This window comes from Nocardioides sp. NPDC047086 (genome assembly GCF_040643685.1).
GTDB lineage: Bacteria > Actinomycetota > Actinomycetes > Propionibacteriales > Nocardioidaceae > Nocardioides.
This window is the reverse complement of the sequence record NZ_JBEYUV010000001.1, coordinates 251,517-274,145: the sequence shown is the minus strand read 5'-3', so window position 1 is coordinate 274,145 and position 22,629 is coordinate 251,517. Positions and strand designations below refer to the sequence as shown.

Genomic DNA, 22,629 nt, shown 5'->3' with positions numbered 1-22,629 from the left:
TGCACCAAGTTAGTAGAGATTGTCGCGGCGGTCCGTCTTTTGTCACCCGGCCGTCACTCTTGTGTGCAGTCTAGGACGTGCGGCCAGCTACGACCGCAGGGCACGTACGACGGCGGAGGGACTCGGCCTGCCGAGATGCCCCGCCAGCCAGCTGCTGGTGTCGGCGACCTTGTCGAGATCGACGCCGTGCTCGATCCCCAGGCCGTCGAGCATCCAGAGCAGGTCCTCGGTGGCCAGGTTTCCGGTCGCGCTCTTGGCATAGGGACACCCGCCCAGGCCGCCGGCGCTGGCGTCGTAGGTGGTCACGCCGCTCTGGAGGCCGGCGAGGGTGTTGGCCAGGGCCTGCCCGTACGTGTCGTGGAAGTGCAGCGCGAGCCGGTCGGTCGTGACGCCTGCTTCGTCGAACGCTCCGATCAGCGCCTTCACATGCCCGGCCGTCGCGACACCGATCGTGTCCCCGAGGCTGAGCTCGTCGGCGCCGAGCTCGAGGAGCCGCTTGCCCGCCTGGACCACTTTCGCGATCTCGACCTGACCCTCCCAGGGGTCACCGAAGCACATGCTGAGGTAGCCGCGGACCGTCATCCCGGCCGCCTTCGCCCGCGCCATCGTCGGCTCGAACATCGCCCACTGACCGTCGAAGGTCTGGTTGAGGTTCTTGTTGGCGAACGTCTCGGTCGCACTGCCGAAGATCGCGATGTGGCGCAGCCCCAGCTCCAGCGCGCGGTCGAGACCCTTCTCGTTGGGCACGAGCACGGGGAGCTCTCTGGCCCTGTCGCCGAGGCGGTCGACGAGCTCTTCCATGAGCTGCTTCGCATCGGCCAGCTGCGGCACCCACTTCGGGTGCACGAAGCTCGTCGCCTCCACCGGGCTCAGCCCGGCGTCGAGCAGCCGGGTGATCAGGTCGGCCTTGACACCGGTCTCGATCGCCGTCTTCTCGTTCTGCAGGCCGTCACGCGCACCGACCTCGTAGATCGTGATCCTGCTGGGCAGGTCGTCGTGGCGTACGACTGCGGGGAGATCACTCATGCTTGCCAACCTAGTCCTCGTGGGGTCTGACAGATACGAGACAGAGATCTGAGAGCGCGCTCTGACAGCGTCGAACCGACGCTCGGACAGCCGGGTCCGAGCCTGAACGACAGGCAGGTCCTCACATGTCGAACCCGACTCTCACCATGGTGCGGCCGCGCGGCCCGCATCGCTCCGCGGCCCTTCTGCTGGCCGCTGTCATCACGACGATCATCACCACCGCCGGACTCGTCGCGGGCTTCGTAACGCCCGCCTCGGCCGCGACCCAGACCTTCCGCAACCAGGCCACCGGGCTGTGCCTCGAGGACACGACGACCGAGCCGCGCACCGCGGCCTGCGCCGGGGTCTCCACGCAGCAGTGGACCGTGAAGGTCTGGAACGACGGCACCCGTCGCCTCCAGAACGGCAAGACCGGGGAGTGCCTGCACGCCCAGCTCGGCACCGGCACCGGTGTCATCTTCCTGCGCAGCCTCCCGTGCAACGACAGCGAGCAGCAGAGCTGGTGGGTCAAGCGCTGGGCCGACGGCACGATCAGGTTCCAGAACGAGGCCTACGACTGGTGCATCCGGGATCCGTACGTCGGGAGCCTGGCCGAGTGCGACAGCAGTGAGAACCAGAGCTGGTACTGACGGATCAGTCCGCATCGGGCGACACCACGAACAGCTCCGCCCCGAGCGGCACCTGGGAGCCGGCGCCGACACCGACCACGGTGACGGTGCCGGCGAACGGCGCCTTGAGGGAGACCTCCATCTTCATCGCCTCCATGACGCCGAGGACCTGACCCTCCTCGACCTGGTCGCCGACCTGGACGCGTACGTCGATGACCGTGCCGGGCATCTTGGCCTCGACGGCGCCGTCGCTGTGGTGGGCGGCCGCGCCGGCGACGCGGTCGGGCGGGGAGAAGTCGAAGCGGTGACCCTGGTGGACGATCTCGGCGAGACCGGGCTGGACGTTGATGGCCGCCCAGTGACGTACGCCGTCGACGATGGCCACGAGCACGTGGTCGGCCGCGCTGATCTGCCGGACGAGGTGACTGGCGACATCACTCGTGACACGGCCGGAGGGGCGGTCGACGGTGACGCTGCGGTCGAGGTCGACGATGGTCGGAGCCGGTGAACCGGCGAGCCGCCAGCCGTCGGCACGGAACGGCGTCGTGGTGTCCGAGACGGCGGAGAGCATCGCGCTGACCCACGCGACGAGGGTCCGCGGGACGTCGGGGTCGGGAGCGGGCACCTCGTTGCGGTCGAGCCAGGCGGTGTCGATCTCCGCGTCGCGGAAGGCGTCGGAGGCGGCCAGCACCCGCAGGAAGCCGGTGTTGGTGGTCAGCCCGAGGACGGCGGTCGCGTCGAGCGCCTTGATCATCGCGGCCCGGGCCTCCTCGCGGTCGGCGCCGTGGACGATGATCTTGGCGAGCATCGGGTCGTAGGCGGTGCTGACCACCTGCTCGCTCTCCAGGGCGTGCTCGACGCGAGCGCGCTCGGGCCAGCGCACGATGCTCGTCCGGCCGGCCTGGGGAAGGAAGCCCTCGAAGGCATCCTCCGCGTAGACCCGGACCTCGATGGCATGGCCGTCGACGCGTACGTCGTCCTGGGTGATCCCGAGCGGATCACCGGCCGCGACCCGGAGCTGGAGCGCGACGAGGTCGAGGCCGCCGTCCTTGACGCGAACAGCCTCCTCGGTCACGGGGTGCTCGACCTGGAGGCGCGTGTTCATCTCCAGGAAGTAGGCGTCGCCGGTGGCGACGTCGAGCAGGAACTCGACGGTCCCGGCCCCGGTGTAGCCGACCTGCTTCGCGAGCGCGACGGCGCTGGTCAGGACCAGGTTCCGCTGCTCGTCGGTGAGCGTCGGGGCCGGGGCCTCCTCGATCACCTTCTGGTGGCGGCGCTGGGTCGAGCAGTCGCGCTCGAAGAGGTGGATGACGTTGCCGTGGGTGTCGCCGAAGACCTGCACCTCGATGTGGCGGCCACGCTCGACGTACTTCTCGATCAGAAGGGTCTCGTCGCCGAACGCGCTCAGCGCCTCACGGGCGGCGGCCGCGCGCGCCTCGTCCAGCTCCTCCGGCGAGCGGACGATGCGCATGCCCTTGCCACCGCCGCCCGCCGCGGCCTTGACCAGCAGCGGGTAGGGGCTGTCCTCGCCCCGCGGAACCACGGGTACGCCGGCAGCGACCGCGATCTCCCGGGCCGCGTCCTTGCGGCCCATCTGCTCGATCACCTCGGGCGTCGGGCCGACCCAGGTCAGCCCGGCCTTCGCCACGGCCCGCGCGAACTCGGCCCGCTCGGAGAGGAACCCGTAGCCCGGGTGGACGGCCTCGGCACCTGCCTCGGCGGCGGCCGTGACCACCGCGTCGGCGTCGAGATAGGAGGCGACCTCGACGGCCTCGTCGGCGTCGCGGACGTGGGGTGCGTCCACGTCGAGCGCGGTGTAGATCGCGACCGTCCGGATCCCCAGCTCACGACAGGTGCGGAAGACACGGCGCGCGATCTCGCCGCGGTTGGCGACCAGAACACTCTCGAACACGGCCATCACATCCTGAAGATTCCGTAGTTGGGCTCGGGCGTGGGCGCGTTCGCCGCCACCGCGAGCCCCATCGCCAGCACCCGTCGGGTGTCGGCGGGGTCGATGATGCCGTCGTCCCACAGACGCGCGGTCGCGTAGTAGGGCGAGCCCTGGGTCTCGTACTGGTCCCGGATCGGCGCCTTGAACTCCTCGTCGTCCGGCTTGCCGGCGACCGTCGCGAGCACCGATGCGGCCTGCTCGCCACCCATGACCGAGATCCGCGCGTTGGGCCACATCCACAGGAACCGCGGGTCGTAGGCACGCCCGCACATGCCGTAGTTGCCGGCGCCGTAGGAGCCACCGATGACGACGGTGAACTTCGGGACCACGGAGCAGGCGACGGCGGTGACGAGCTTGGCGCCGTCACGGGCGATGCCCCTGTTCTCGTACTCCTTGCCGACCATGAACCCGGTGATGTTCTGCAGGAAGACCAGCGGGATGCCGCGCTGGTTGCACAGCTCGACGAAGTGGGCGCCCTTGAGCGCCGACTCGGAGAAGAGGATGCCGTTGTTGGCGACGATCCCGACCGGCTGACCCTCGACGTGGGCGAACCCGCAGACCAGCGTCTCGCCGTAGAGCTGCTTGAACTCCTGCAGCCGGGACCCGTCGACGATGCGGCGGATCACCTCGCGTACGTCATAGGGGGTCTTCGTGTCGGCGGGGACCACGTCGGCGAGCGTGTCCGGGGACTCGACCGGCTCGTCGTACGTCGTCGTCCGCGTCTCCTGCTCGGGGAGCGTCGAGACGATGCCGCGGACGATCTCGAGGGCGTGCTTGTCGTCGTCGGCCAGGTGGTCGACGACGCCCGACTTCGTCGCGTGGACGAGCCCGCCGCCGAGCTCCTCGGCGGTGACCTCCTCACCGGTGGCCGCCTTCACCAGCGGCGGACCGCCGAGGAAGATCGTGCCCTGGTCGCGCACGATCACGGTCTCGTCGCTCATCGCCGGCACGTACGCTCCGCCGGCGGTGCACGAGCCCATCACCGAGGCGATCTGCGGGATGCCCTTCGCGGACATGTTGGCCTGGTTGAAGAAGATCCGTCCGAAGTGCTCGCGGTCGGGGAAGACCTCGTCCTGCTTCGGCAGGAACGCACCGCCGGAGTCGACGAGGTAGATGCACGGAAGGTTGTTCTCCGCCGCGATCGTCTGCGCCCGCAGGTGCTTCTTGACGGTCAGCGGGTAGTAGGTGCCGCCCTTCACGGTCGCGTCGTTGGCGACGACCATGCATTTGCGGCCGCTCACCAGCCCGATCCCGGCGATCACCCCCGCGGACGGCACCGCCCACTCGTCCCCGTCGTCGTACATCCCGTACGCCGCCAGCGGACTCACCTCCAGGAACGGTGACCCGGGGTCGAGGAGTCCGTCCACCCGGTCGCGCGGAAGCAGCTTCCCGCGATCGGTGTGCCGTTGCCGGGAGCGTTCGCTCCCCCCTTGACGTACGCGTTCGAGCCGCTCACGCAGCTCGTCGGTGAGCTCCCGCAGGTTTACCGCCATGGGGTTGAGGTTAACGTTCATTAACCTCGCGTGACAAGCCCCACACCGAAGTCGTCGCGTCGGCGGCTACTCGGCGAGCGCTGCTCGGGCCATCTTGGTGAGCACCTCGCGCGTGGGTTCCTCCGGGAGTACCCGGTTGTGCGGGGTGGAGTTGATCAGCCCGAAGACGCCGTGGGCCATGGCCCTGGCGGTGTCGGGGGTCAGCGCCGGATTGCGGTCACGGAGCTGGTCGGCCCACAGGTCGACGTACTTCCGCTGCAGGGTGCGCACCTGCTCGCGGGCTTCGTGCGGGAGCGACTGCCAGTCGCGCTCCTGGACGACGATGAGGGCCCGGTCGCGCAGCGCGAAGTCGACGTGCCAGTCGATCAGCGCCTCGATCGCCTCGTCGGTGCTCGATGCGCCCTTGACGCGGACCCGTCCTTCGCGGAGCAGCTCCTGGGAGATCGAGACGAGCATCTCGGCGAGCATCGCGTCCTTGCTCGGGAAGTGCTTGTAGAGCGCCGGGCCGGAGATGCCGCAGGCAGCGCCGAGCTCGGAGACGGAGACACCGTGGAAGCCGCGGGCCGCGAAGAGCTCGGCCGCGGAGTCGAGGATCTGCTCGCGCCTGGTCTTCGCCGGGGCAGAGGCGATGTCCCGAGCCTGCCGAAGGGTCATTGCACGAGGTTATCGTGTGGTCACCTGAGGCATCTCACTCCTCGAGCAGGTGACGTGCCCGAAGCACCGCGTCGAGCGCGATCTCGACGTCGTCGACCTGGTCGCGCGTCGACTCGCCGGGCGCGGCGATCTCGGCTGCCGGGGCCGTGTCGCGGTTCCGAGGCAGCTCGCTGCGCAGCCGGCCCAGCAGCTCGTCGCGCTCCGCTCCACGCAGATGGAGCAGGACCGATGCGTCGCGATCGACCGTCCAGCAGAGCTGGTGGAGCACCGCGAGGGAGTGGCCGCACACCGCGTGCCAGTGACCGCACGTGCAGGTCACCGCGAGCTCGTCGCCGTAGGGCACCAGCTCGACCCCGGCCTCCTCGGCGTGCTCGGCCACATCCAGTGGCAGCTCGCCGACCAGGAGCGCCTCGGCGCGCTCGGGCGAGGCGCCGAGGACCTCCGAGAGCGCGGCGACGGAGTCTCCGTCCAGCACCGGGACCGTGCCGGTCACCGTCCACAGCCCGAGCTCGTCGTCGACCGCGGCCGCGAACCGGCCGGGCTCGACGACCAGGCCTCCGATCCGCCCCGAGCGGGCGAGCGAGCGGGCTCCGGAGAGCTGGTTGTCGTCGTACGCCAGCTCCTCGATCGCCCGCAGGAACGCCCGGCCCCACCACGACTCGACCCGCACCATCCCGCGCCGATGCGGCTCGCGGGCGAAGGTCAGCGCCGACCTCATGCCGCCCCCTCCGTAGCGCGAGCGCCAGAGTACGGAGGGGGAGGCCTGAGGCTTGTTGTCGCTCGCTGGCGCTCGCTCATGATGCGATCCGGCGGCGCTTCCGGCGATTCTGGGGGCCGAGCTTGACCAGCTCACGGAGCTCGGCGTTGGACAGCTCGGTCAAGGCGGCCTCGCCGCCTCCGAGCACCGCGTCCGCGAGGACCCGTTTGCGCTGCAGCAGCTCGGCGACGCGCTCCTCGACGGTGGCTTGGGTGATCAGCCGGTGCACCTGGACCGTACGCGTCTGACCGATGCGGTGGGCCCGGTCGGTCGCCTGGTCCTCGACCGCTGGGTTCCACCACCGGTCGACGTGGATCACGTGGTCGGCGCGGGTCAGGTTGAGCCCGACGCCGCCCGCCTTGAGCGAGAGCAGGAAGACCGGCACCTCGCCGTCCTGGAAGCGCTCGACCATGCGTGAGCGCTCCGGGACGGGGGTGCCGCCGTGCAGGAACTGGTGGGCGACACCGGCGGAGGCCCAGTGGGCCTCGAGGAGACGGGCCATCGCGACGTACTGCGTGAAGACCAGCACCGCCCCCGACTCGGCGAGCACGGTCGAGACCAGCTCGTCGAGGATGTCGATCTTCTGCGACCGGCCAGTGATCCGGCCGCCCTCTTGTTTCAAGAATTGGGCCGGGTGGTTGCAGATCTGCTTGAGCCCGGTGAGCAGGCTCAGGACCAGCCCGCGACGCTGCGGGTCGTCGGCGTCGAGCCGCTCGATCCTCTCCATGGCGTTTCGGACGAACGCCTCATACAACACGGCCTGCTCCCGCGTCAGCGACAGCAGGTGGTCGGTCTCGGTCTTGGGCGGGAGCTCGGGAGCGACTCCGGGGTCCGACTTACGCCGGCGCAGCAGGAACGGGCCGACCAGCGAGGCGAACTCCTTCGCCTTCCCGACGTCCGCGCCGGCCTCGATCTGGCTCGCCCACGCCCTCCGGAAGGCGAGGCGGCTGCCGAGCAGCCCCGGCACACACCAGTCGAGCAGCGCCCAGAGCTCGGTCAGGTTGTTCTCCACCGGGGTGCCGGTCAGCGCCACCCGGGCGTGCGACGGGATCTCGCGGAGCGCCTTCGCGGTGGCGGAGGCGGCGTTCTTCACGTGCTGCGCCTCGTCGGCGACGACGAGCCCCCACGCCACCGCCGAGAGCAGCTCGGTGTCGCGTCGCATCGTCCCGTACGTCGTCAGCACCACTCCGCTCGCGCCGTCGAGATCGCGCTCAGCACCGTGATGGCGGCGCACCTCCACCTCGGGCGCGAACCGCGCGAGCTCGGCCTCCCAGTTGCCGAGCAGGCTCGCCGGACACACCACCAGGGTCGGTCCAGCGTGCTCCTTCTGGCGATGGAGATGGAGCGCGATCGTCATCAGCGTCTTCCCGAGACCCATGTCGTCGGCCAGACATCCACCCAGGCCGAGCGAGGTGATCCCGGCCAGCCACGTGAGCCCCTCGACCTGATAGCCACGCAGGGTGGCCTGCAGCTCGGGCGGCACGTCGACCGCCGGACCCGAGGTCGCCGCGATCACCTCGTCCCGAAGCCGTGCGATCGAGGCACCGATGATCACCTTCTCGCCCGGCGCCGCCTCGGCGACCTCCTTCGGCACCTGACCGGTCAGGGCGACGGCCAGCGCCTCCCCGCCGCTGATCCGCTTGAGCAACCGCTTGCGTGCACGGCGGAGCACCGAGGGATGCACGACCGCCCAGGCCCCTCGCAGCCGCAGCACCGGACCCGCGGCCACCGCCAGGGCGTCCATCTCGGCGGCATCGAGCGGGTCGCCGCCGAGCGCCAGCTGCCACTGGAACGCGAAGAGCCCCTTCTCCCCGAGCGGCGACTCGCGCATCAGGTCCTCGCGCGCACGGGAGGAGGTCGACGGCGCACGATCCACCGCCACCGACGTCGTCAGGTCCCGCGACAACGACCGCGGCCAGAGCACGTCGACCCCACGCTCCTTGAGCCACTCGACACCGTCCTCGAGCAGCCCCACGACCTCGTCGCTCGTCAGCGTCAACCCCGACGGCACCGGCAGGTCGAGCAGCCGGTCGAGCACCGGCCACGCCTCCGCGGCGCCGCGGAGAGCGACCTGCGCATGCGTACGCGCCCGGGGACCGAACCCGTGACGGTGTCCTGAGCCTGTCGAAGGGTCATCGGCCTCGTCCCACAACCTCGCGGCATCGGCGACGTGCAGCGGGTCGGCCTCGTCGTGCACCTGCGGAACCAACGTCAGCGACCCGACGAGAAGGTCCTCCTCCGGTGCCTCGACCCGGAACGAGAGCCGCACCAGCGACGGCAACGAGGCCGTCACCGGGCCCTCGTCGGTCCGATAGCGCGACAGCCGGGTCTGCAGCGACTCCCGGAACGCGCCCGACCCGGAGGCCTTCGGCGCCGAGGTCGGCACCGCGTCCGCGACTGCCGCCACGATCTCTCGCACCAGGAGCTCTGCCGCCTCGTCGTCGAGATCCTCATAGGCGCGCGAGGAGGCCAGCAGCCGCACCCGCTCCTCGTCCTCCGCCGTATAGCGGACCGCCCACGAACCATCGGCCGGCTCCAGCTGCCCCGCGGCCACGAACCGGAGCCCGAGATGGGCGGCCGACGCGACCAGAGCGACCGAGGGATGCAGGTCGGTTGCTGCGTACGCCTTCTTCAGCACCGGCAGCGCGGCCCGCATCGGCAACGACACCGACCGCCTCGAGTCCACGAACTCCACGGCCGAGTCCCGCGGCGGCTGCGCGGGCCGGAAGACCGCACGGCCGGTGACGGGTACGAAGGACATGGACACGACCGTAGCCGCCACCACCGACGGTTTCTCATCCTCGAGGATGAGGGGTTCGCCCCCCAAAGGTTGACGCGCACCGTGCCGGGCGCTGCCACGGTGACTGACATGACCGACACCACCCACCAGCGCACCGCCCTCCCGCCCGGCCAGCGACGCATCCACTTCTTCCCACGCTTCGGGCGACGTGCCGGCCAGCCCCCACCAGCCGCGCCCGCGCATCCGACCGTGGTCTTCGGCGGAGCGCTCACGGCGCCGATCGAGATCGCGGTGGACGAGCTCGTCGGCGTTGATCGTCGCGAGCTCCATGCCGACTTCCACTGCGTCGCCGGCTGGTCCGTGACGGGCCTTCGCTGGGAGGGCGCCGCCTTCGCCGACGTCTATCAGCGGTACGTCGCACCCGCCCTCGTACCGGGCACGACCGTGACGCACGTCCTCCTGCGCGGCCTCGACGGCGAGCACTTCGTGGCCGAGATGGACGATCTCCTGGCCGACGACGTCCTGCTCGCCGATCGGCTCGATGGCCGGCCGCTCGACGGCGACCACGGCGCCCCGCTGCCACTGGTCAGCCCGGTGCAGTACGGCTACGCCAACATCAAGCATCTGTGCCGCATCGATGTGCTCGCCGGAGCACCGCCCGCAGGCTCACCGTCGCTGCTCGATCGGCTGTTGCAGTCCCACGCGCGGGCACGGGTCTGGGAGGAGGAACGCCATGGCACCCTGCCCGGGCGGCTGGTCCGCCCGATCTACCGGGCGATCAAGATCTTCCTGCTCGCCGCGGCCGCTCGGCGAGGAAAGACCGCGGGTGAGCCAGGTCACCATTCAAAAGCAAATAATGGCTAGGGGACCTATCAACTCAGACGTAGGCTGTCAACCCGTGACAGACACTTCTGCCAAGCCTGAGAAGGCGCCCGACGATCACCTCGACAAGAGCGTGCTCATCGTCGCGGGCGTCGTAGTGCTCGGATCGATCATGTCGATCCTCGACATCACCGTCGTCTCCGTCGCACTGGAGACCTTCCAGCGCGAGTTCGACGCCACCTCTGCCGAGGTCGCCTGGACGATGACCGGCTACACCCTCGCCCTGGCGACGGTGATCCCGCTGACCGGTTGGGCCGCCGACCGGTTCGGCACCAAACGCCTCTACATGACCGCGATCGTGCTCTTCGCGCTCGGCTCGGCACTGTGCGCCCTGGCCACCACGCTGCCGATGCTGGTCGGCTTCCGCGTCCTTCAGGGCCTCGGTGGCGGCATGCTGATGCCGCTCGGCATGACGATCCTGACCCGCGCCGCCGGCCCCGAGCGGGTCGGCCGGGTGATGGCGATCCTCGGCGTACCCATGCTTCTCGGCCCCATCCTCGGCCCCATCATCGGTGGCGCGCTGATCGACTCGGCCTCGTGGCACTGGATCTTCCTGATCAACATCCCGATCGGCGTCATCGCCCTGGTCTACGCCTGGCGGGCGCTGCCCAAAGACCACGTCGAGCCGTCGCAGTCCTTCGACTTCCTCGGCATGGTGCTGCTGTCCCCGGGTCTGGCGCTGTTCCTCTACGGGGTCTCCTCGATCCCCGAGGCCGGCACGGTCCTGGACACCAAGGTGCTCTCCTTCATGGTCGCGGGCCTGGTGCTGATCGCCGCGTTCATCCCGTGGGCGCTGTCGGCCCGCAACGACCACCCGCTGATCGACGTACGCCTCTTCGGCAACAAGGAGCTCACCGTCGCGGTGATCACCCTGTCGATCTTCGCGATGGCGTTCTTCGGGGCCTCGCTGCTCTTCCCGCTCTACTACCAGCAGGTACGCGGGGAGGACGCCCTCCACGCCGGCCTGCTGCTGGCTCCGCAGGGCCTGGGCGCGATGGTCACGATGCCGATCGCCGGCATGCTCGCGGACCGCACCGGCCCGGGCAAGATCGTGCTCAGCGGTCTCACCACGATCGCGGTGGGCATGTTCATGTTCTCGCGGCTCGACGAGGCCACGCCGTACTGGTATCTGCTCCTGTCGCTGTTCATCATGGGCCTCGGTATGGGCGCCACGATGATGCCGACCTTCGCCGCCGCACAGGCGACGTTGCGCGAGCACACCATCGCCCGAGGTACGACCCTGGTGAACATCGTCCAGCAGGTCGCGGCCTCCGCCGGCACCGCGCTCTTCTCGGTGCTGCTCACCAACGCGCTGTCCGGCAAGGAGTCGATCTCCGCGGCCGGCGACCTCGCCGACAAGCTCGGTGTCCCCTCGGACGGTCTGGAGAAGTTCATGACCGACCCGGCGAACCAGCAGAAGGTCGGGGAGGCCGCCGCTTCGCTGGGTCTCGACCCGGCCAAGCTGCCGGAGCTCTTCCAGGCCATTCCGGCCGAGATGGCCGAGGCCTTCTCGACCACCTTCGTGATCGCCTCGATCCTGGTGCTCGTCACGCTCATCCCCGCGTGGTTCCTGCCCAAGAGCAAGGCCGAGCACGGAGCCGCCGCTCCGACGGTCCTCCACTGATCCGCTCACGCACGCGTACGCAGGGCCGGGCTGCCGCAGGCAGCCCGGCCCTCGTCACGCTCGTCTGCCTGTTCGCCCTCGCAGGCTGCGGATCCCCCGCATCCTCGGACGCCGATGACGCGTTCGCCCTCCCGCCGACCGAGGGCACATTCGACTACCAGCTCGGCGACACCGCGGATGAGCTGTCCGACGGCACCCCGGTCGACGTGGTCGCCCGCGACGCCACCGCCGCGCCCCTCGAGGGCGCGTACAACGTCTGCTACGTCAACGGCTTCCAGACCCAGCCCGGCGCCGACTGGTCCGATCACCCGTCGGCACTACTGCGCGACGCCTCCGGCGATCCCGTACGCGACCCCGACTGGCCCGACGAGCTCATCCTCGACCCCTCCACCGCCTCGGCACGTGCGGCGATCCTCGAGGTCATCGGCCCGATCATCGAGGGATGCGCGGACGACGGCTTCGACGCCGTCGAGATCGACAACCTCGACACCTGGACCCGCTTCGACTCGATCTCCCAAGAAGGCGCATTCGCCCTGGCCTCGACCTACGTCTCCACCGCCCACGACCTCGGCCTCGCGATCGCCCAGAAGAACGCCGCCGAAGCCGCCCGCCCCGCCCACGACGACCTCGGTTTCGACTTCGCCGTCGTCGAGGAGTGTGGCGCCTACACGGAGTGCGCCGCCTACACCGACGTCTACGGCGCGCACGTTCTCCAGATCGAATACCCCGACTCGCTAGCCGAGGCCGACCTCTCCTTCACCGACGTCTGCGCCGACCCCGCCCGCTCCCCGCTCACCATCCTCCGCGACCGCGACCTCGTAGGACAGGACGACCCGGCGTACGTCTACGACGCCTGCTGAACGGCCGCGTCCCTGGGTCGGCGCGTGCTTCCTCGTTGCGTCACTTTCTCCGCCGGTGCGCGAAGCCAGTGGCCATTGACGTACCCAAACCGCAGAACTTGGGATTAAATGTTGAAGTGTTGTAGCGAGGCTCATCCCTCGCAACATTCTCGGGCTGAAGGAGTTGCCATGGATCTTCGGGTGGATCCCGCAGACGTCCGCCGTGCATCGAAGCGGTACACAGAGGTAGCGGACGACCTGAACAAACCGAAGGCGTGCTCTCAACCCGCCTCCGGCCAAATCGGCCACATCGAGATCACGGACTGGCTTTCCAATCTGCTTGACGATCTGACGGACGCCCGTCAGGCGCTAGCGGCCGACACAAAGAAGCTCGCAAGATCTCTCGGTGCCGCGACGGCCGCTATCCAGGAGGCCGACCAGGCGGCCGGCGACCATGCATCCGACATCGAGCGAGGCATCAGGGGCTCTGATGGCGGGCAGCGAGTGCCACTCCCTGCGGTCTGGGGCGGAAGAAGCTCCAGCGAGTCCAATGACCTTCTCGGTCACTTCGACGGCAACTCTCCGGCTCCGAAGGCCGAGCCGATGCCAGCCGAATGGACCGATGGCGGGAGTGCCTCTGGAGCCCGCCCAGTCAGGACTGATGGAAGCGCGTCATGAGTTTGCCTTCCGGGGCTTCGCTCGGCTCGACCAAAGATCCGACGGAGTTGATCCGAGGATCCGTCACCGCGGTCGGAGAGCAGATCATGGCCCTCGAAGAAACGGCGCGCACTGCAGCGAAGCTCGCAGCCGAGTTCGAACACGTAGAGATCCCCGATTGGACGGGAATCACCCAAATGGCCTACTCGCTTACGCGGGTCGGACTGATCCGTAAGTGGGACCTCTATATCGAACGCTTGAAGCGTTCAGCATTAGCCCTAGATTCCTACGAAACATCGTTAAGATCGGCGCAGAACTCTGCTGCAGACGCGGTCGCCAAGTGGGATGCGGCCGAGGCAGCAACCAAGCTTGCCGAAGCCAACCACCAGAATGATGTCGACGCTTACAATCGACAGGTCACCGCCCACAATTCTGCAATTCATTCCGGCCAGGTGGTCCCGCCGATCGCGCTGACTCGGCCTGGACCATTCAAGGATCCCGGCCAACCCCTGCGCGACGAGGCGCAGCAGATCCTTGATGACGCGCGAAGCACTCTTGATTCAGCCGGCTTCGCGGCGATATCACAAGCAGCCTTCGACGAGCAGGAAAGTTTCCTAGGCACGTCCCTTCCGGACGCGATATCAAAACTAAAGGACGGCGACCCCAAAGCCCTTATAGCCGTCATGGACAAGTTACGTTCCGCTTTTAGAGAAGCCGGTGCACCAGGAGATATCTTCGGTGCTGAAGGCACCCTCGAAGGATTCAAGGTCGACAACGACAGTATTCAGCTCATTGGCGCCAACGGTGAAGTCTATGTCTACAAACTCGAAGAAAAGTGGACCGAAGATGTAGGCGAGTTGAAGATCAGCGGTGACGGAACATACACATTATATAGCGCAGACGGCGAGATCGCCGCCAAGCTTACCAAAGAAGGATTGACCCTCGAAGCCAACGCCCACATCAATCTGATCAACGGAAAACGCGAGTTCAGCGCAGAGCATGGATATATGAAAGGCGACCTTTCTGCCTATGGCAGCGCTGGGGCCGAGACAGAGAACTCGCTAACGCTCAACAACAAGGGGGGCCATGTCGGAAGCGAAGCCTTTGCGGGCGGCAAGATCGGCGGTGGCGGTAAAGTCGGTGCAGGCGGATTGGGGGCGGGAGCCGACGTTGAGGGTTGGGCTGGCGCTGGGTACGCGGCCGACCTAGACGTAGGTTGGGAGGACGGTCGCGTGAACATCAAAGCAGCCGCAGGACTCGCCGTGGGCCTTGGCGCAAAGGTGACCCCGGAGGTGGTCCTAGACTTTCCCGAAATGTACGACACTGGAAAGGATATGATCGCGCACCCGGATCAGATCGCGGACAATTTCTCAATGACCCCGGACGAGTGGATCACAACCGCCAGAGACACAGACGGCGCCAGGAAGGTCATCGACCATATGACGTTTGACCCGGGCGAAGCGAGGAAGACAGGGGAATCGGTGGCGAAGGTGATTGGCGGACTTCTATGACGGCGGCACTTCCCATACCGGTCGAGATCGAAATGCCCAACAGAGAATGGCGCCAAGTCGATCCGGACTCGCTCGGTGCAGACGATGCAGCGTTTGCAGCCGTAAGGTTCAGTTTCCAGGCGGAGAACTACGTTCCCATCCTTAGCGTCAGGGGATCGTTCCGGACCGATCCCGCAAGCCTCGAGGACATCGCTGACGAGACGCGCGTATCTCTGCTTGACCAAGGGGCGTCTGTGTATGTAGTGAAGCGAACTCAAACTGGATCGCCGCGCGCCCCTGCTCTCGTCCAACTCCTCGAAGTGGAAGCGAACATTGAGGGGACGCGATTTGACCTCTACCAAGCACAGGTAATTGAAGCCGTGATAGATGGGGACGACCCTCGAAAGCGCATCGTTCTCATCTTCACGGTGACGTGCAAATACAGTCAGTGGGCAACTGTGGGATCCGAGTTTCGCGACTTCATCGAGCGAGTGGTCATAGTTCCCGGAGCAGAAGATATTCTCGCTGCCCGCTGAGAACGGTTCTACTTTTCGTCGACCTGAATTTCGTACTTGGCATCGGTACCCTCGACCGACGTCACCGTGACAGTGAGTCCAAGAGTGTCCCCGCCCGCAGTAAGGGTGCACCGGATCTCACTGCCAACCTCGGCCTTCAGATCGCCAGGGCAATCGACCTTGTCAGGACGCTGCCCAGCCATCTTCTCCAGCTGGTCGGTCACATTCTTTTCGAGGTCGTCCTCAGCGATACTTCCACAGGCAGCGAGCCCAAAGAGCGCTGCGATCGCGATCGTAGAGGATGCCACTTTCCGTCCGAGCATGGGTGGTCCTTGGGTGTTGACGACGTTCGATGTCTGCACTCTAATGCAAACGACGTCGATTTCCGGCGACACTGGGGATGCGACGACTCGTGCAACCGCGATTCCGGGGTTCCGCGAGGCTCGCTGTGCTGCGTTCGCACTGTAACCCCGCTCAGCATGCCCTGGACGCGCCCATCCCCCACCGCGGGCCAGCTAGGACGCAGCGCACAGGACGCGCTGGTGGCGCACATGGAGGTTCCGAGGTAGGAATGAGACATGCCGACGCCGCTTCCCGAGATGCTCCCACAGATCGTGAACCTCAACCTGCCAACGGAGCCCTTCAGCTACTACGCCCAAGGGACGCAGATCATTGGCTGGTGGGACATCGTCAAAGCCACGACCCTCTACGCGACTGAGATCGAACACATCGACAAGTCGTACCGCCTGACTGTGACTCTGGATGAGCGCAGCGGCACCTATGACTACCAAGACTTCAGCACCGAGGTAGAAGCTCGCGTCGGCTTCACCGAGGATGGCTTCGCGATCGGCGGCGAGAAGTCTTGGTCGTCCGGCAAGTCGATCAAGAAGGAGGCAGGCTTCTCGTTCGGTGGCTTCGGATCGAGTTCCACCGGCGGGAAAGACCCCGAGCTCGGCTTCCAGCCCGTTGTGTACACATTTGAGACGAGCCGCATCAAGGACCCGCTCTTCGCATGGCTCCATTCGCACGGATGGAGACACAAGGGCTTGCTGGGCAAGCTCTTCGCGCGCTGAACGTACCGGGTCCACTCCGATCGAGAACTGTCCTGACGGCCAACCCCGTCCAGCGACGTCGGCGGTCCCGCATACGGGAGCAGTCTCATCAACCTGAACGAGTCAGCGTCGCTTACCGTCGTTGTCGTCGGGAGCGTTCGGGACCCAGCCGCGGGATGCGTTGGGGTCCAGGACGTCGCTTGCGGTCTCGGTCCAGTCGTCGGTGTAGTCGGCTTCCCACTCTTGGTTCTGGCTGCCGTTCTGGTCCCGCTTCTTGGCGCCGCGGCCACCCGCTCCACCGGCTCCACCGCGGCCACCAGCGCCGCCTCGGCCGGAGCCACGTCCTCCGGCACCTGTGCCGCGCGCGCCTGCTCCCGTGCCACGCGCACCTGCTCCACGTCCCCCGGCACCTGCGCCTGCTCCGGCGCGGGCACCGGCAGTACCGGCCCTGGCGGCTGCAGAACGGGCAGCGGCCGACCTCGACGCAGCGCCGGCAGTTGCTGCCTTCGCAGACGCACCAGCGGAGAGCTTGCTGGCGATCGCTTTGGCGACGCCGGCGCCGAGGAGAGCTCCGCCGCCAGCGATCGCGAGGGCGGACATTCCGCCCGTGCCGCCCGCCAGGGGCGCGAGACCGTCAGCGGTCTCGACCATCGCGTACGACGTCGAGGGCGCCGGGGTGCCGTCGGCGTTGATCCACTGGGTGCCGTTCCACTCGGGCTTGTTCTCGGCCTTGTGCGCCTCGATGTTCGCCTTCTCCTGAGCGATCAGCTCGTGGCCCCAGCCGTCGGGGTAGAGAGTGCCTGAGTTGTACTTCCCCGTGCGTGCCTGTGCGGCAGCGACCTGGCTCGCCGAGCCCGGCTTTGACGAGGTGCCAGGGGGCAGCGCGTTGGAGTCGCTGCCATCGTCGTACAACGCGCGTACCTTCGGCTCGGCTTCCTCGACCGAGACATCGACGGCCTGAACCCTCTGCGCAGCCTCACGCTCGGCATCGGCGATCGCCGCCTCATCCTTGGCGTAGTCCTGCTTGGCGTCGGCGTACTTCTGCTGGTTCGCCGTCGCTTCTGAGGCCGACGTGCCGCCGCCAGGTTTCGTGTTGAAGGACGACTCCGGCGGCACTGGGTTGTGGGAGGCGGGCAACGTCGCCTCGAGCCTCTTGTGCGCCTCCATCGCCTCGTACAACTTGGCGTGGACGATCCACACCGCGTCGATCGCGTCCTTGAGCACATCGCGCTTCTTATTGGTCTCTTTGCCTGATGTTTCCATGTCGCGCCGAGCGGCCTGACCAGACAACGAGGTCTCCGAGAAGCCGTCTTCGACACGTCCAGCATTGTCAAGCATCGTCTTGCCGGCGCCGTTGAAGTTGTCTCGGGCCCCCTCCCAGCTTCTGAGCATCGCTTCGATAGCAGCGATGTCTCCGCCCCGCACGTAGTCGCCTAGCCGAAGCATCCACTGACCCTTGACTGCCACTGTCCCTCCCGAGGGCTTGGTTGAGGGACCGCTCGATCCCAAATGCATGTCGTACAACTGGCTGGGCACCACACCCGGCCTCCGCGGTGGTTTGTTCTAGAGTCTGCCCCATGACGATGTCCCGGGCGAGCGCCATGGCCGCATTGATCCTGTCCGTCGCTCTCGCTGGGGCCGGTTGCTCATCATCAGGCGGCGGTAACTCTCCTGAAACTGCCGAGCCGACGCCCACACCGTCGACTTCACCCAGTGAGTCCTCGGTCCCCGCAGATTGGAAGGTTGCAGCGATCGAGGAAGCTCAGGTCCAGATCCCGCCGGATTGGACGACCGAGCAGGCGGGGAAGTGGACCGTCTCCCTGGTCGCCCCGAAGGATGCACTCGGGTCGTCCGCTGGGTTCGGGACCTTCCTATCGGGCGCCCTCGGACCGGGTGATCTCGAGAAGGCCGCCGAGTACGAGAAAGACATACTCGTCGAGGACGGCGCCGAGAACCTCAAGCGCCTCCCCGACGTCACCGTGGACGGGTCAGTGTTCTATCACTTCCAGTACGAAACCGGTCGCACCTGGAACGACAGCTACGGCACCAAGGACGGCGAAAAACTCATCGAGATCAACTGGGACTTGTCCAAGACCAGCCTCGACAGGACGGAAGCGGACGCAATGATCGCCAAGGTGCTGCCGACGTTCCAATTGCTCTGACGCCGCCGGGAAGAGTCAGATCGCGAGGTACTTACCGGGGCCTTGGTTCTTGTTGAAGATGACCAATGGGTTGCTCATCAGCGCAACGGCATTGGCGAACTTCTGCGCATTGACCGCAGCGTCGACGTCAGCCCCTTCGATCGCGACCATGGCGTCATGAATCGCTTCGCTGGTCTCATGGAGACCCTTGGCGGTGTCCCCGAGGGAACTGTCGATGTTCTGGTGCCCCTTCCGGACCACAGCCCCTAGCCACTCGCCTCGCGCGGAACCACCGAACATGCCACCAACGGGATCTGCGAGTTGCTTCCGCGCCTCCAACACGCGTTCGCGTTGGTCGTTCAGGTTCTGCCGCGCCGCGTCAAGCCGCATGGCGTCGACGCTGACCTGACCATTGTCACCCATGGTCCGCCCTCCCGAGGCTTCCGTACGCACCCCCGGCGGGTGCCTCAGTGGGAGTAGTACACCACGGCTCACAGGGCGACGGGGAGGGATGCGTAGCCGCGGAGGATGCGGGTGGGGCGGCGTACGGCTTCGCCTTCGACATGCAGATCGGGGAAGCGCTCGAACAGGAGACGGAGGCCTACGCGGGCTTCGAGGCGGGCGAGGCTGGCGCCTAGGCAGAAGTGGGCGCCAGCGGAGAAGGAGAGGTGCTGGTCGGCGTTGGGCCGGGTGATGTCGTACGTGTCGGGGTCCTCGAACACCGACGGGTCGCGGTTGGCGCCGCCGAGGACGACGGCGACGGCGGTGCCTCTGGCGACGTGTACGCCCGCCACGCTCGTCGCGGCGTAGGCCTCGCGGACGGTGGCCATGACGGGCGGGTCCCAGCGCAGGGTCTCCTCGACGACGCCGTCGATCAGCGACGGATCCGCCAGGAGGAGAGCGCGCTGGGACGGGTGAGCATCCAGAGCGGCCACCGCGTTGCCGAGCAGGTTGACCGTGGTCTCGAAGCCCGCTGCCAACAAGAGCAGCCCGAGGGCGTGAAGCTCGATGTCGTCGAGGTCGCCGGCGACCACCAGGGCGCTCAGGAGGTCGTCGCCGGGGTCGGTGCGGAGGCGGCGTACGTGGTCCTCGAACCAGTGGTGCAGGGATCGCATCGCGATCTCGACCCGCGAGTAGTCCTGCCACGACAACCCCGGATCGAGGATCGCGGCGGCCTGGTCACCCCAGCGACGGATGTTTGCCCGATCGGCGTCAGGCACCCCCAACAGCTCAGCGATAACGGCGATCGGAAGCTTCGCGGCGTACCTCTCGATGATGTCGACCCGCCCCTCGCGCGGATCGATCTCGTCGAGCAGGTCGCCGGCGACAGCGGTGACCATCTCGGCCATCGAGCTGATCCGGCGGGCGGTGAACGCCTTCGAGACGTGCTTGCGGTAGCGGGTGTGCAGCGGCGGGTCGACGGCGAGCATCGACGGCGGGCCGACCGGTCCCAGGGCGTCGGGCGCACTCACCTTGCCGAGCAGCCACCGCAGCGGCACGGGCAGCTCGCCTTGACCGTCACCGACGCCGAAGTCGCTGCTGCGCAGGATCTCGTCGGCAGCGGCGTACGACACCGTGCCGGCCATGAACGGGTTGGTGTGGACCGGGCCGCGCGCTCGCAGACGGCCGTAGTCCGGCACGTCCCGCGACCACATCAGCTCGGCGAGCGGGTCGCCGCGCATCGACGTGAGGCTCAGCACCGCTCGGTTGATCCCCTGGGAGAGAACCCAGCGGGCGTACGACCTCGACCGCTCGATCGGGGACAGCTCACGCCGAGGCATCGGCCAGCTCCTCACGGAACTCGTGGGTGCCGATCCGGCCCATCAGCGGGGCCAGGTCGGCCAGCAGGTCGGCGAAGGTCGCCTCGTACTCCTCCGGCGACAGCGTCGGGTCGAGCTGCGCCTGGAACCGGATCCGCCACCGGTGCCGGAGGGCCTGAGCCAGACGCTCCGGGGTGCCGAAGGCCTCGGCATAGGCCGGTGACCACGGCAGCCGGCGCGCGAAGCCGGATCGCAGCTCCGCCTCCGCCTCGTTCAGCAGCCGGTAGCGTTCATGGGTCTGGTTCCACGTCATGGTCCTCACCGTCTCCGTCGTCGTCGGGATGGTTCGACGCTACGGATCCGTGTCACCCCTGCGCATCGGCCGCCGGCAGGCACCTGCGTTCCTACCGTGGTAGGAGAGCGGCCGCCTGCCGTGGTCGGATGCGGTACGACTCACGCGTTTCTAGACTGAGCGGCATGAGTGTCCAGGACTCGGCTCGCGATGTGCGTGACTTCCTGGAACGACGCTGCCGCAGCAAGAACCTCGACATCCCCTGGTGGGCCCCGCTGCTGTCGGCCTTCGGGCTCCTCGCGATGGTCACGGTGTCGGTGCTCCAGCGCGAGGCCGCCGCCGACATGATCGTCGCGGGCCTGGTCATCGTCGTCCCGTCGCTCAGCATCTTCTTCATCCCGAACACCGGCGAGTGGCTCAAGAACCACATGTGGGCCGTCGACCTCGTGCCCACCCTGGCCGGGTCGGCCTGGCTGATGTCGCAGCCCGCCTCCGCCTTCTGGCCGGAGCACGACTTCGCACCGGCGGTGCTGGTCCCGCTCACCCTCGAGATGGTCATCCGCGAAGGCTTCCGGACCGGCACCCTCTACGCGATCGCCTCGGCGGTGACGATGGGGCTCTTCGCCACGGACACGCCCAGCGGCATCGGGGTCCACTACCTGCTGCTCTTCGTCGGCTGGATCCTCGGGCTGCTGATACTCGCCCAGATGCGGGCCCTGCGCGCCGAACGGCAGGCCCGGTCGCAGGAGCACTCCCGCGCCACCGAGGCCGAGCGCACCCGGATCGCCCGCGAGATCCACGACCTGGTGGGCCACTCGCTCTCGATCACCCTGCTCCACCTGACCGCGGCGCGGCGCTCCGTCGCCGAGGGCGACGAACCGGACGAGGCGGTGTCCGCGCTCACCGAGGCGGAGGCCGTCGGACGCCGGGCGATGGCCGAGATCCGGCGTACGATCGGGGCGCTGTCGAGCTCCGGCGCCGGGACGGCGCCGCTCCCCGGCGCCACGGACGTCGCCCGGCTCGTGGAGGAGGGGCGCAGCGCGGGTCAGGCGATCACGTTCTCCTCCTCCGGCGATCTCACCCGCATCGACGCGGGCGTCGGGCTGGGCATCTACCGGATCCTGCAGGAGTCCCTCGCCAACGCCATCCGGCACGCTCCCGGCGCACCGGTCTCGGTCTCGTTGGCGGTCGCCGACGGCGTACGTCTCTCCGTGCAGAACCCGATCGTCGGCACCCGGCGAGGGATCGGCGAGGGGTCCGGGCTGGCTGGCATGACGGCCCGCGCCGAGCAGCTCCGCGGCCGGCTGTCGGCGGGGGCCGAGGAGTCGATGTGGAAGGTTGACCTGGTGATCCCGCCGCACTGTCTCGTACGCAAGGCCCTCGCATGACGTCGTTCAACGGCCCCTCCAACGGATCAGCGCCGATCCGGGTGATCGTGGTCGACGACCAGGAGCTCGTACGCAGCGGCCTGCGCCGCATCCTGCGACGGCGCGACGGGCTGGAGATCGTCGCCGAGTGCGGGGACGGCTCGGAGGTGGTCGCGGCTCTCCACGCCCACCCGGCCGATGTCGTGGTCATGGATCTTCGGATGCGGGAGGTCGACGGGATCACCGCCACCAGCCTGGTGCGGGCGCTGCCCTCGGCGCCGCCGGTGCTGGTGCTGACCACGTTCGACGAGGACGAGCTCGTCTCCGGTGCCCTCCGTGCCGGGGCCGCCGGCTTCATCCTCAAGGACTCGCCCGCCGAGGAGCTGGTCATGGCCGTACGCTCTGTCGCCCTGGGCGACGCCTGGCTCGACCCCGCGATCACCGGCCGGGTGCTCGCCACCTACCGCTCCGCGGTCGCGCCGTCGGCGGCGGGCGCCGTCGAGGTCTCCGAGCTCACCGACCGCGAGCTCGAGGTCCTCCGCGGCGTCGCCTCCGGCTGGACCAACTCCGAGATCGCCGAGCGGCTCGTCATCTCCGAGCTCACCGTCAAGTCCCACATCGGCCGCATCTTCGCCAAGCTCGACCTCCGCGACCGCGCCGCCGCCATCGTCTTCGCGTACGACCACGGCATCGTCCGGCCGGCGATCTAGTTCCGCTGGTCGAGCCGCGAGCGCCAGCGAGCGTGTCGAGACCAACACAGTCATCCGCGCTCGATGGGACT

Annotated in this window: 22 protein-coding genes; 11 read left to right on the top strand and 11 right to left on the bottom strand. The window is 67.9% G+C overall.

Annotated elements, in window-relative coordinates:
* Positions 1–87 precede the first annotated feature (87 nt).
* On the bottom strand, positions 88–1,026 hold the full coding sequence (locus ABZ796_RS01345; RefSeq protein ID WP_357333955.1) for a hydroxymethylglutaryl-CoA lyase: 939 nt from the start codon (positions 1,024–1,026) through the stop codon (positions 88–90).
* Positions 1,027–1,151: 125 nt separating this feature from the next.
* Between ABZ796_RS01345 and ABZ796_RS01340 the strand changes: the two genes are divergently transcribed.
* The gene (locus ABZ796_RS01340; protein ID WP_357333953.1) at positions 1,152–1,655 is read left to right on the top strand and encodes an RICIN domain-containing protein; all 504 of its coding nucleotides are present in this window, start codon (positions 1,152–1,154) and stop codon (positions 1,653–1,655) included.
* A gap of 4 nt (positions 1,656–1,659) precedes the next feature.
* Here the strand turns inward: ABZ796_RS01340 and ABZ796_RS01335 are convergent, their stop codons facing one another.
* From ABZ796_RS01335 to ABZ796_RS01315, 5 genes are all read right to left on the bottom strand, one after another.
* A complete protein-coding gene (locus tag ABZ796_RS01335; RefSeq protein WP_357333951.1) occupies positions 1,660–3,552 on the bottom strand; it encodes a biotin carboxylase N-terminal domain-containing protein in 1,893 nt (630 codons plus the stop codon).
* Positions 3,552–5,078, bottom strand: coding sequence for a carboxyl transferase domain-containing protein (locus ABZ796_RS01330; protein WP_357333949.1), 1,527 nt, complete (start codon positions 5,076–5,078; stop codon positions 3,552–3,554). Before ABZ796_RS01330 ends, ABZ796_RS01335 begins: the two co-directional genes overlap by 1 nt.
* A 66-nt stretch (positions 5,079–5,144) precedes the next feature.
* On the bottom strand, positions 5,145–5,732 hold the full coding sequence (locus ABZ796_RS01325) for a TetR/AcrR family transcriptional regulator (RefSeq protein WP_357333948.1): 588 nt from the start codon (positions 5,730–5,732) through the stop codon (positions 5,145–5,147).
* Between the two features lie 34 nt (positions 5,733–5,766).
* A complete protein-coding gene (locus ABZ796_RS01320; RefSeq protein ID WP_357333946.1) occupies positions 5,767–6,450 on the bottom strand; it encodes a hypothetical protein in 684 nt (227 codons plus the stop codon).
* 76 nt (positions 6,451–6,526) lie between these two features.
* The gene (locus ABZ796_RS01315; protein ID WP_357333944.1) at positions 6,527–9,250 is read right to left on the bottom strand and encodes a DEAD/DEAH box helicase; all 2,724 of its coding nucleotides are present in this window, start codon (positions 9,248–9,250) and stop codon (positions 6,527–6,529) included.
* A gap of 108 nt (positions 9,251–9,358) precedes the next feature.
* Here ABZ796_RS01315 and ABZ796_RS01310 point away from each other — a divergent pair, with 108 nt between their 5' ends.
* From ABZ796_RS01310 to ABZ796_RS01285, 6 genes are all read left to right on the top strand, one after another.
* Positions 9,359–10,093, top strand: a complete 735-nt coding sequence (locus tag ABZ796_RS01310; RefSeq protein WP_357333942.1) for a molybdopterin-dependent oxidoreductase — start codon at positions 9,359–9,361, stop codon at positions 10,091–10,093.
* A 34-nt stretch (positions 10,094–10,127) separates the two neighbouring features.
* On the top strand, positions 10,128–11,735 hold the full coding sequence (locus ABZ796_RS01305) for a DHA2 family efflux MFS transporter permease subunit (RefSeq protein WP_357333940.1): 1,608 nt from the start codon (positions 10,128–10,130) through the stop codon (positions 11,733–11,735).
* Positions 11,675–12,595, top strand: coding sequence for an endo alpha-1,4 polygalactosaminidase (locus ABZ796_RS01300; protein ID WP_357333939.1), 921 nt, complete (start codon positions 11,675–11,677; stop codon positions 12,593–12,595). The genes ABZ796_RS01305 and ABZ796_RS01300 overlap by 61 nt, the downstream gene beginning before the upstream one ends.
* A gap of 108 nt (positions 12,596–12,703) precedes the next feature.
* A complete protein-coding gene (locus ABZ796_RS01295) occupies positions 12,704–13,252 on the top strand; it encodes a type VII secretion target (protein WP_357333937.1) in 549 nt (182 codons plus the stop codon).
* The gene (locus tag ABZ796_RS01290; protein ID WP_357333935.1) at positions 13,249–14,742 is read left to right on the top strand and encodes a putative T7SS-secreted protein; all 1,494 of its coding nucleotides are present in this window, start codon (positions 13,249–13,251) and stop codon (positions 14,740–14,742) included. The genes ABZ796_RS01295 and ABZ796_RS01290 overlap by 4 nt, the downstream gene beginning before the upstream one ends.
* Positions 14,739–15,257 (top strand): hypothetical protein, encoded by a 519-nt coding sequence (locus ABZ796_RS01285; RefSeq protein ID WP_357333934.1) that lies wholly within the window; start codon positions 14,739–14,741, stop codon positions 15,255–15,257. The genes ABZ796_RS01290 and ABZ796_RS01285 overlap by 4 nt, the downstream gene beginning before the upstream one ends.
* Before the next feature lie 8 nt (positions 15,258–15,265).
* Here ABZ796_RS01285 and ABZ796_RS01280 read toward each other — a convergent pair whose 3' ends face one another.
* The gene (locus ABZ796_RS01280) at positions 15,266–15,559 is read right to left on the bottom strand and encodes a DUF4333 domain-containing protein (protein ID WP_357333932.1); all 294 of its coding nucleotides are present in this window, start codon (positions 15,557–15,559) and stop codon (positions 15,266–15,268) included.
* Positions 15,560–15,814: 255 nt separating this feature from the next.
* Between ABZ796_RS01280 and ABZ796_RS01275 the strand changes: the two genes are divergently transcribed.
* Entirely contained in the window at positions 15,815–16,309 is a 495-nt protein-coding gene (locus ABZ796_RS01275) for a hypothetical protein (protein ID WP_357333930.1), read from the top strand.
* A gap of 102 nt (positions 16,310–16,411) precedes the next feature.
* Here ABZ796_RS01275 and ABZ796_RS01270 read toward each other — a convergent pair whose 3' ends face one another.
* Positions 16,412–17,512, bottom strand: a complete 1,101-nt coding sequence (locus ABZ796_RS01270) for a hypothetical protein (protein ID WP_357333928.1) — start codon at positions 17,510–17,512, stop codon at positions 16,412–16,414.
* A 353-nt stretch (positions 17,513–17,865) separates the two neighbouring features.
* Here ABZ796_RS01270 and ABZ796_RS01265 point away from each other — a divergent pair, with 353 nt between their 5' ends.
* Entirely contained in the window at positions 17,866–18,450 is a 585-nt protein-coding gene (locus ABZ796_RS01265; RefSeq protein WP_357333926.1) for a hypothetical protein, read from the top strand.
* A gap of 15 nt (positions 18,451–18,465) precedes the next feature.
* Here the strand turns inward: ABZ796_RS01265 and ABZ796_RS01260 are convergent, their stop codons facing one another.
* The 3 genes from ABZ796_RS01260 to ABZ796_RS01250 form a co-directional block, all read right to left on the bottom strand.
* Positions 18,466–18,852, bottom strand: a complete 387-nt coding sequence (locus tag ABZ796_RS01260) for a hypothetical protein (protein ID WP_357333925.1) — start codon at positions 18,850–18,852, stop codon at positions 18,466–18,468.
* 68 nt (positions 18,853–18,920) lie between these two features.
* On the bottom strand, positions 18,921–20,210 hold the full coding sequence (locus ABZ796_RS01255; RefSeq protein ID WP_357333923.1) for a cytochrome P450: 1,290 nt from the start codon (positions 20,208–20,210) through the stop codon (positions 18,921–18,923).
* The gene (locus ABZ796_RS01250) at positions 20,197–20,502 is read right to left on the bottom strand and encodes a hypothetical protein (RefSeq protein WP_357333922.1); all 306 of its coding nucleotides are present in this window, start codon (positions 20,500–20,502) and stop codon (positions 20,197–20,199) included. The genes ABZ796_RS01255 and ABZ796_RS01250 overlap by 14 nt, the downstream gene beginning before the upstream one ends.
* Before the next feature lie 164 nt (positions 20,503–20,666).
* On the opposite strand from ABZ796_RS01250, the gene ABZ796_RS01245 reads away from it, so the two are divergent.
* Complete coding sequence (locus ABZ796_RS01245; RefSeq protein ID WP_357333920.1) at positions 20,667–21,869, top strand: histidine kinase; 1,203 nt, start codon at positions 20,667–20,669, stop codon at positions 21,867–21,869.
* Positions 21,866–22,558, top strand: a complete 693-nt coding sequence (locus ABZ796_RS01240; protein ID WP_357333918.1) for a response regulator transcription factor — start codon at positions 21,866–21,868, stop codon at positions 22,556–22,558. Before ABZ796_RS01245 ends, ABZ796_RS01240 begins: the two co-directional genes overlap by 4 nt.
* Positions 22,559–22,629 lie beyond the last annotated feature (71 nt).

Bases quoted from the DNA above. Each gene is read 5' to 3' on its own strand.
- ABZ796_RS01295 (WP_357333937.1), top strand. From the start codon at position 12,704: ATGTTGAAGTGTTGTAGCGAGGCTCATCCCTCGCAACATTCTCGGGCT.
- ABZ796_RS01245 (WP_357333920.1), top strand. From the start codon at position 20,667: ATGAGTGTCCAGGACTCGGCTCGCGATGTGCGTGACTTCCTGGAACGA.
- ABZ796_RS01340 (WP_357333953.1), top strand. From the start codon at position 1,152: ATGTCGAACCCGACTCTCACCATGGTGCGGCCGCGCGGCCCGCATCGC.
- ABZ796_RS01240 (WP_357333918.1), top strand. From the start codon at position 21,866: ATGACGTCGTTCAACGGCCCCTCCAACGGATCAGCGCCGATCCGGGTG.
- ABZ796_RS01250 (WP_357333922.1), bottom strand. From the start codon at position 20,502: ATGACGTGGAACCAGACCCATGAACGCTACCGGCTGCTGAACGAGGCG.
- ABZ796_RS01280 (WP_357333932.1), bottom strand. From the start codon at position 15,559: ATGCTCGGACGGAAAGTGGCATCCTCTACGATCGCGATCGCAGCGCTC.
- ABZ796_RS01275 (WP_357333930.1), top strand. From the start codon at position 15,815: ATGCCGACGCCGCTTCCCGAGATGCTCCCACAGATCGTGAACCTCAAC.
- ABZ796_RS01260 (WP_357333925.1), bottom strand. From the start codon at position 18,852: ATGGGTGACAATGGTCAGGTCAGCGTCGACGCCATGCGGCTTGACGCG.
- ABZ796_RS01335 (WP_357333951.1), bottom strand. From the start codon at position 3,552: ATGGCCGTGTTCGAGAGTGTTCTGGTCGCCAACCGCGGCGAGATCGCG.
- ABZ796_RS01265 (WP_357333926.1), top strand. From the start codon at position 17,866: ATGACGATGTCCCGGGCGAGCGCCATGGCCGCATTGATCCTGTCCGTC.
- ABZ796_RS01345 (WP_357333955.1), bottom strand. From the start codon at position 1,026: ATGAGTGATCTCCCCGCAGTCGTACGCCACGACGACCTGCCCAGCAGG.
- ABZ796_RS01255 (WP_357333923.1), bottom strand. From the start codon at position 20,210: ATGCCTCGGCGTGAGCTGTCCCCGATCGAGCGGTCGAGGTCGTACGCC.
- ABZ796_RS01290 (WP_357333935.1), top strand. From the start codon at position 13,249: ATGAGTTTGCCTTCCGGGGCTTCGCTCGGCTCGACCAAAGATCCGACG.
- ABZ796_RS01330 (WP_357333949.1), bottom strand. From the start codon at position 5,078: ATGGCGGTAAACCTGCGGGAGCTCACCGACGAGCTGCGTGAGCGGCTC.
- ABZ796_RS01310 (WP_357333942.1), top strand. From the start codon at position 9,359: ATGACCGACACCACCCACCAGCGCACCGCCCTCCCGCCCGGCCAGCGA.
- ABZ796_RS01285 (WP_357333934.1), top strand. From the start codon at position 14,739: ATGACGGCGGCACTTCCCATACCGGTCGAGATCGAAATGCCCAACAGA.
- ABZ796_RS01320 (WP_357333946.1), bottom strand. From the start codon at position 6,450: ATGAGGTCGGCGCTGACCTTCGCCCGCGAGCCGCATCGGCGCGGGATG.
- ABZ796_RS01325 (WP_357333948.1), bottom strand. From the start codon at position 5,732: ATGACCCTTCGGCAGGCTCGGGACATCGCCTCTGCCCCGGCGAAGACC.
- ABZ796_RS01315 (WP_357333944.1), bottom strand. From the start codon at position 9,250: ATGTCCTTCGTACCCGTCACCGGCCGTGCGGTCTTCCGGCCCGCGCAG.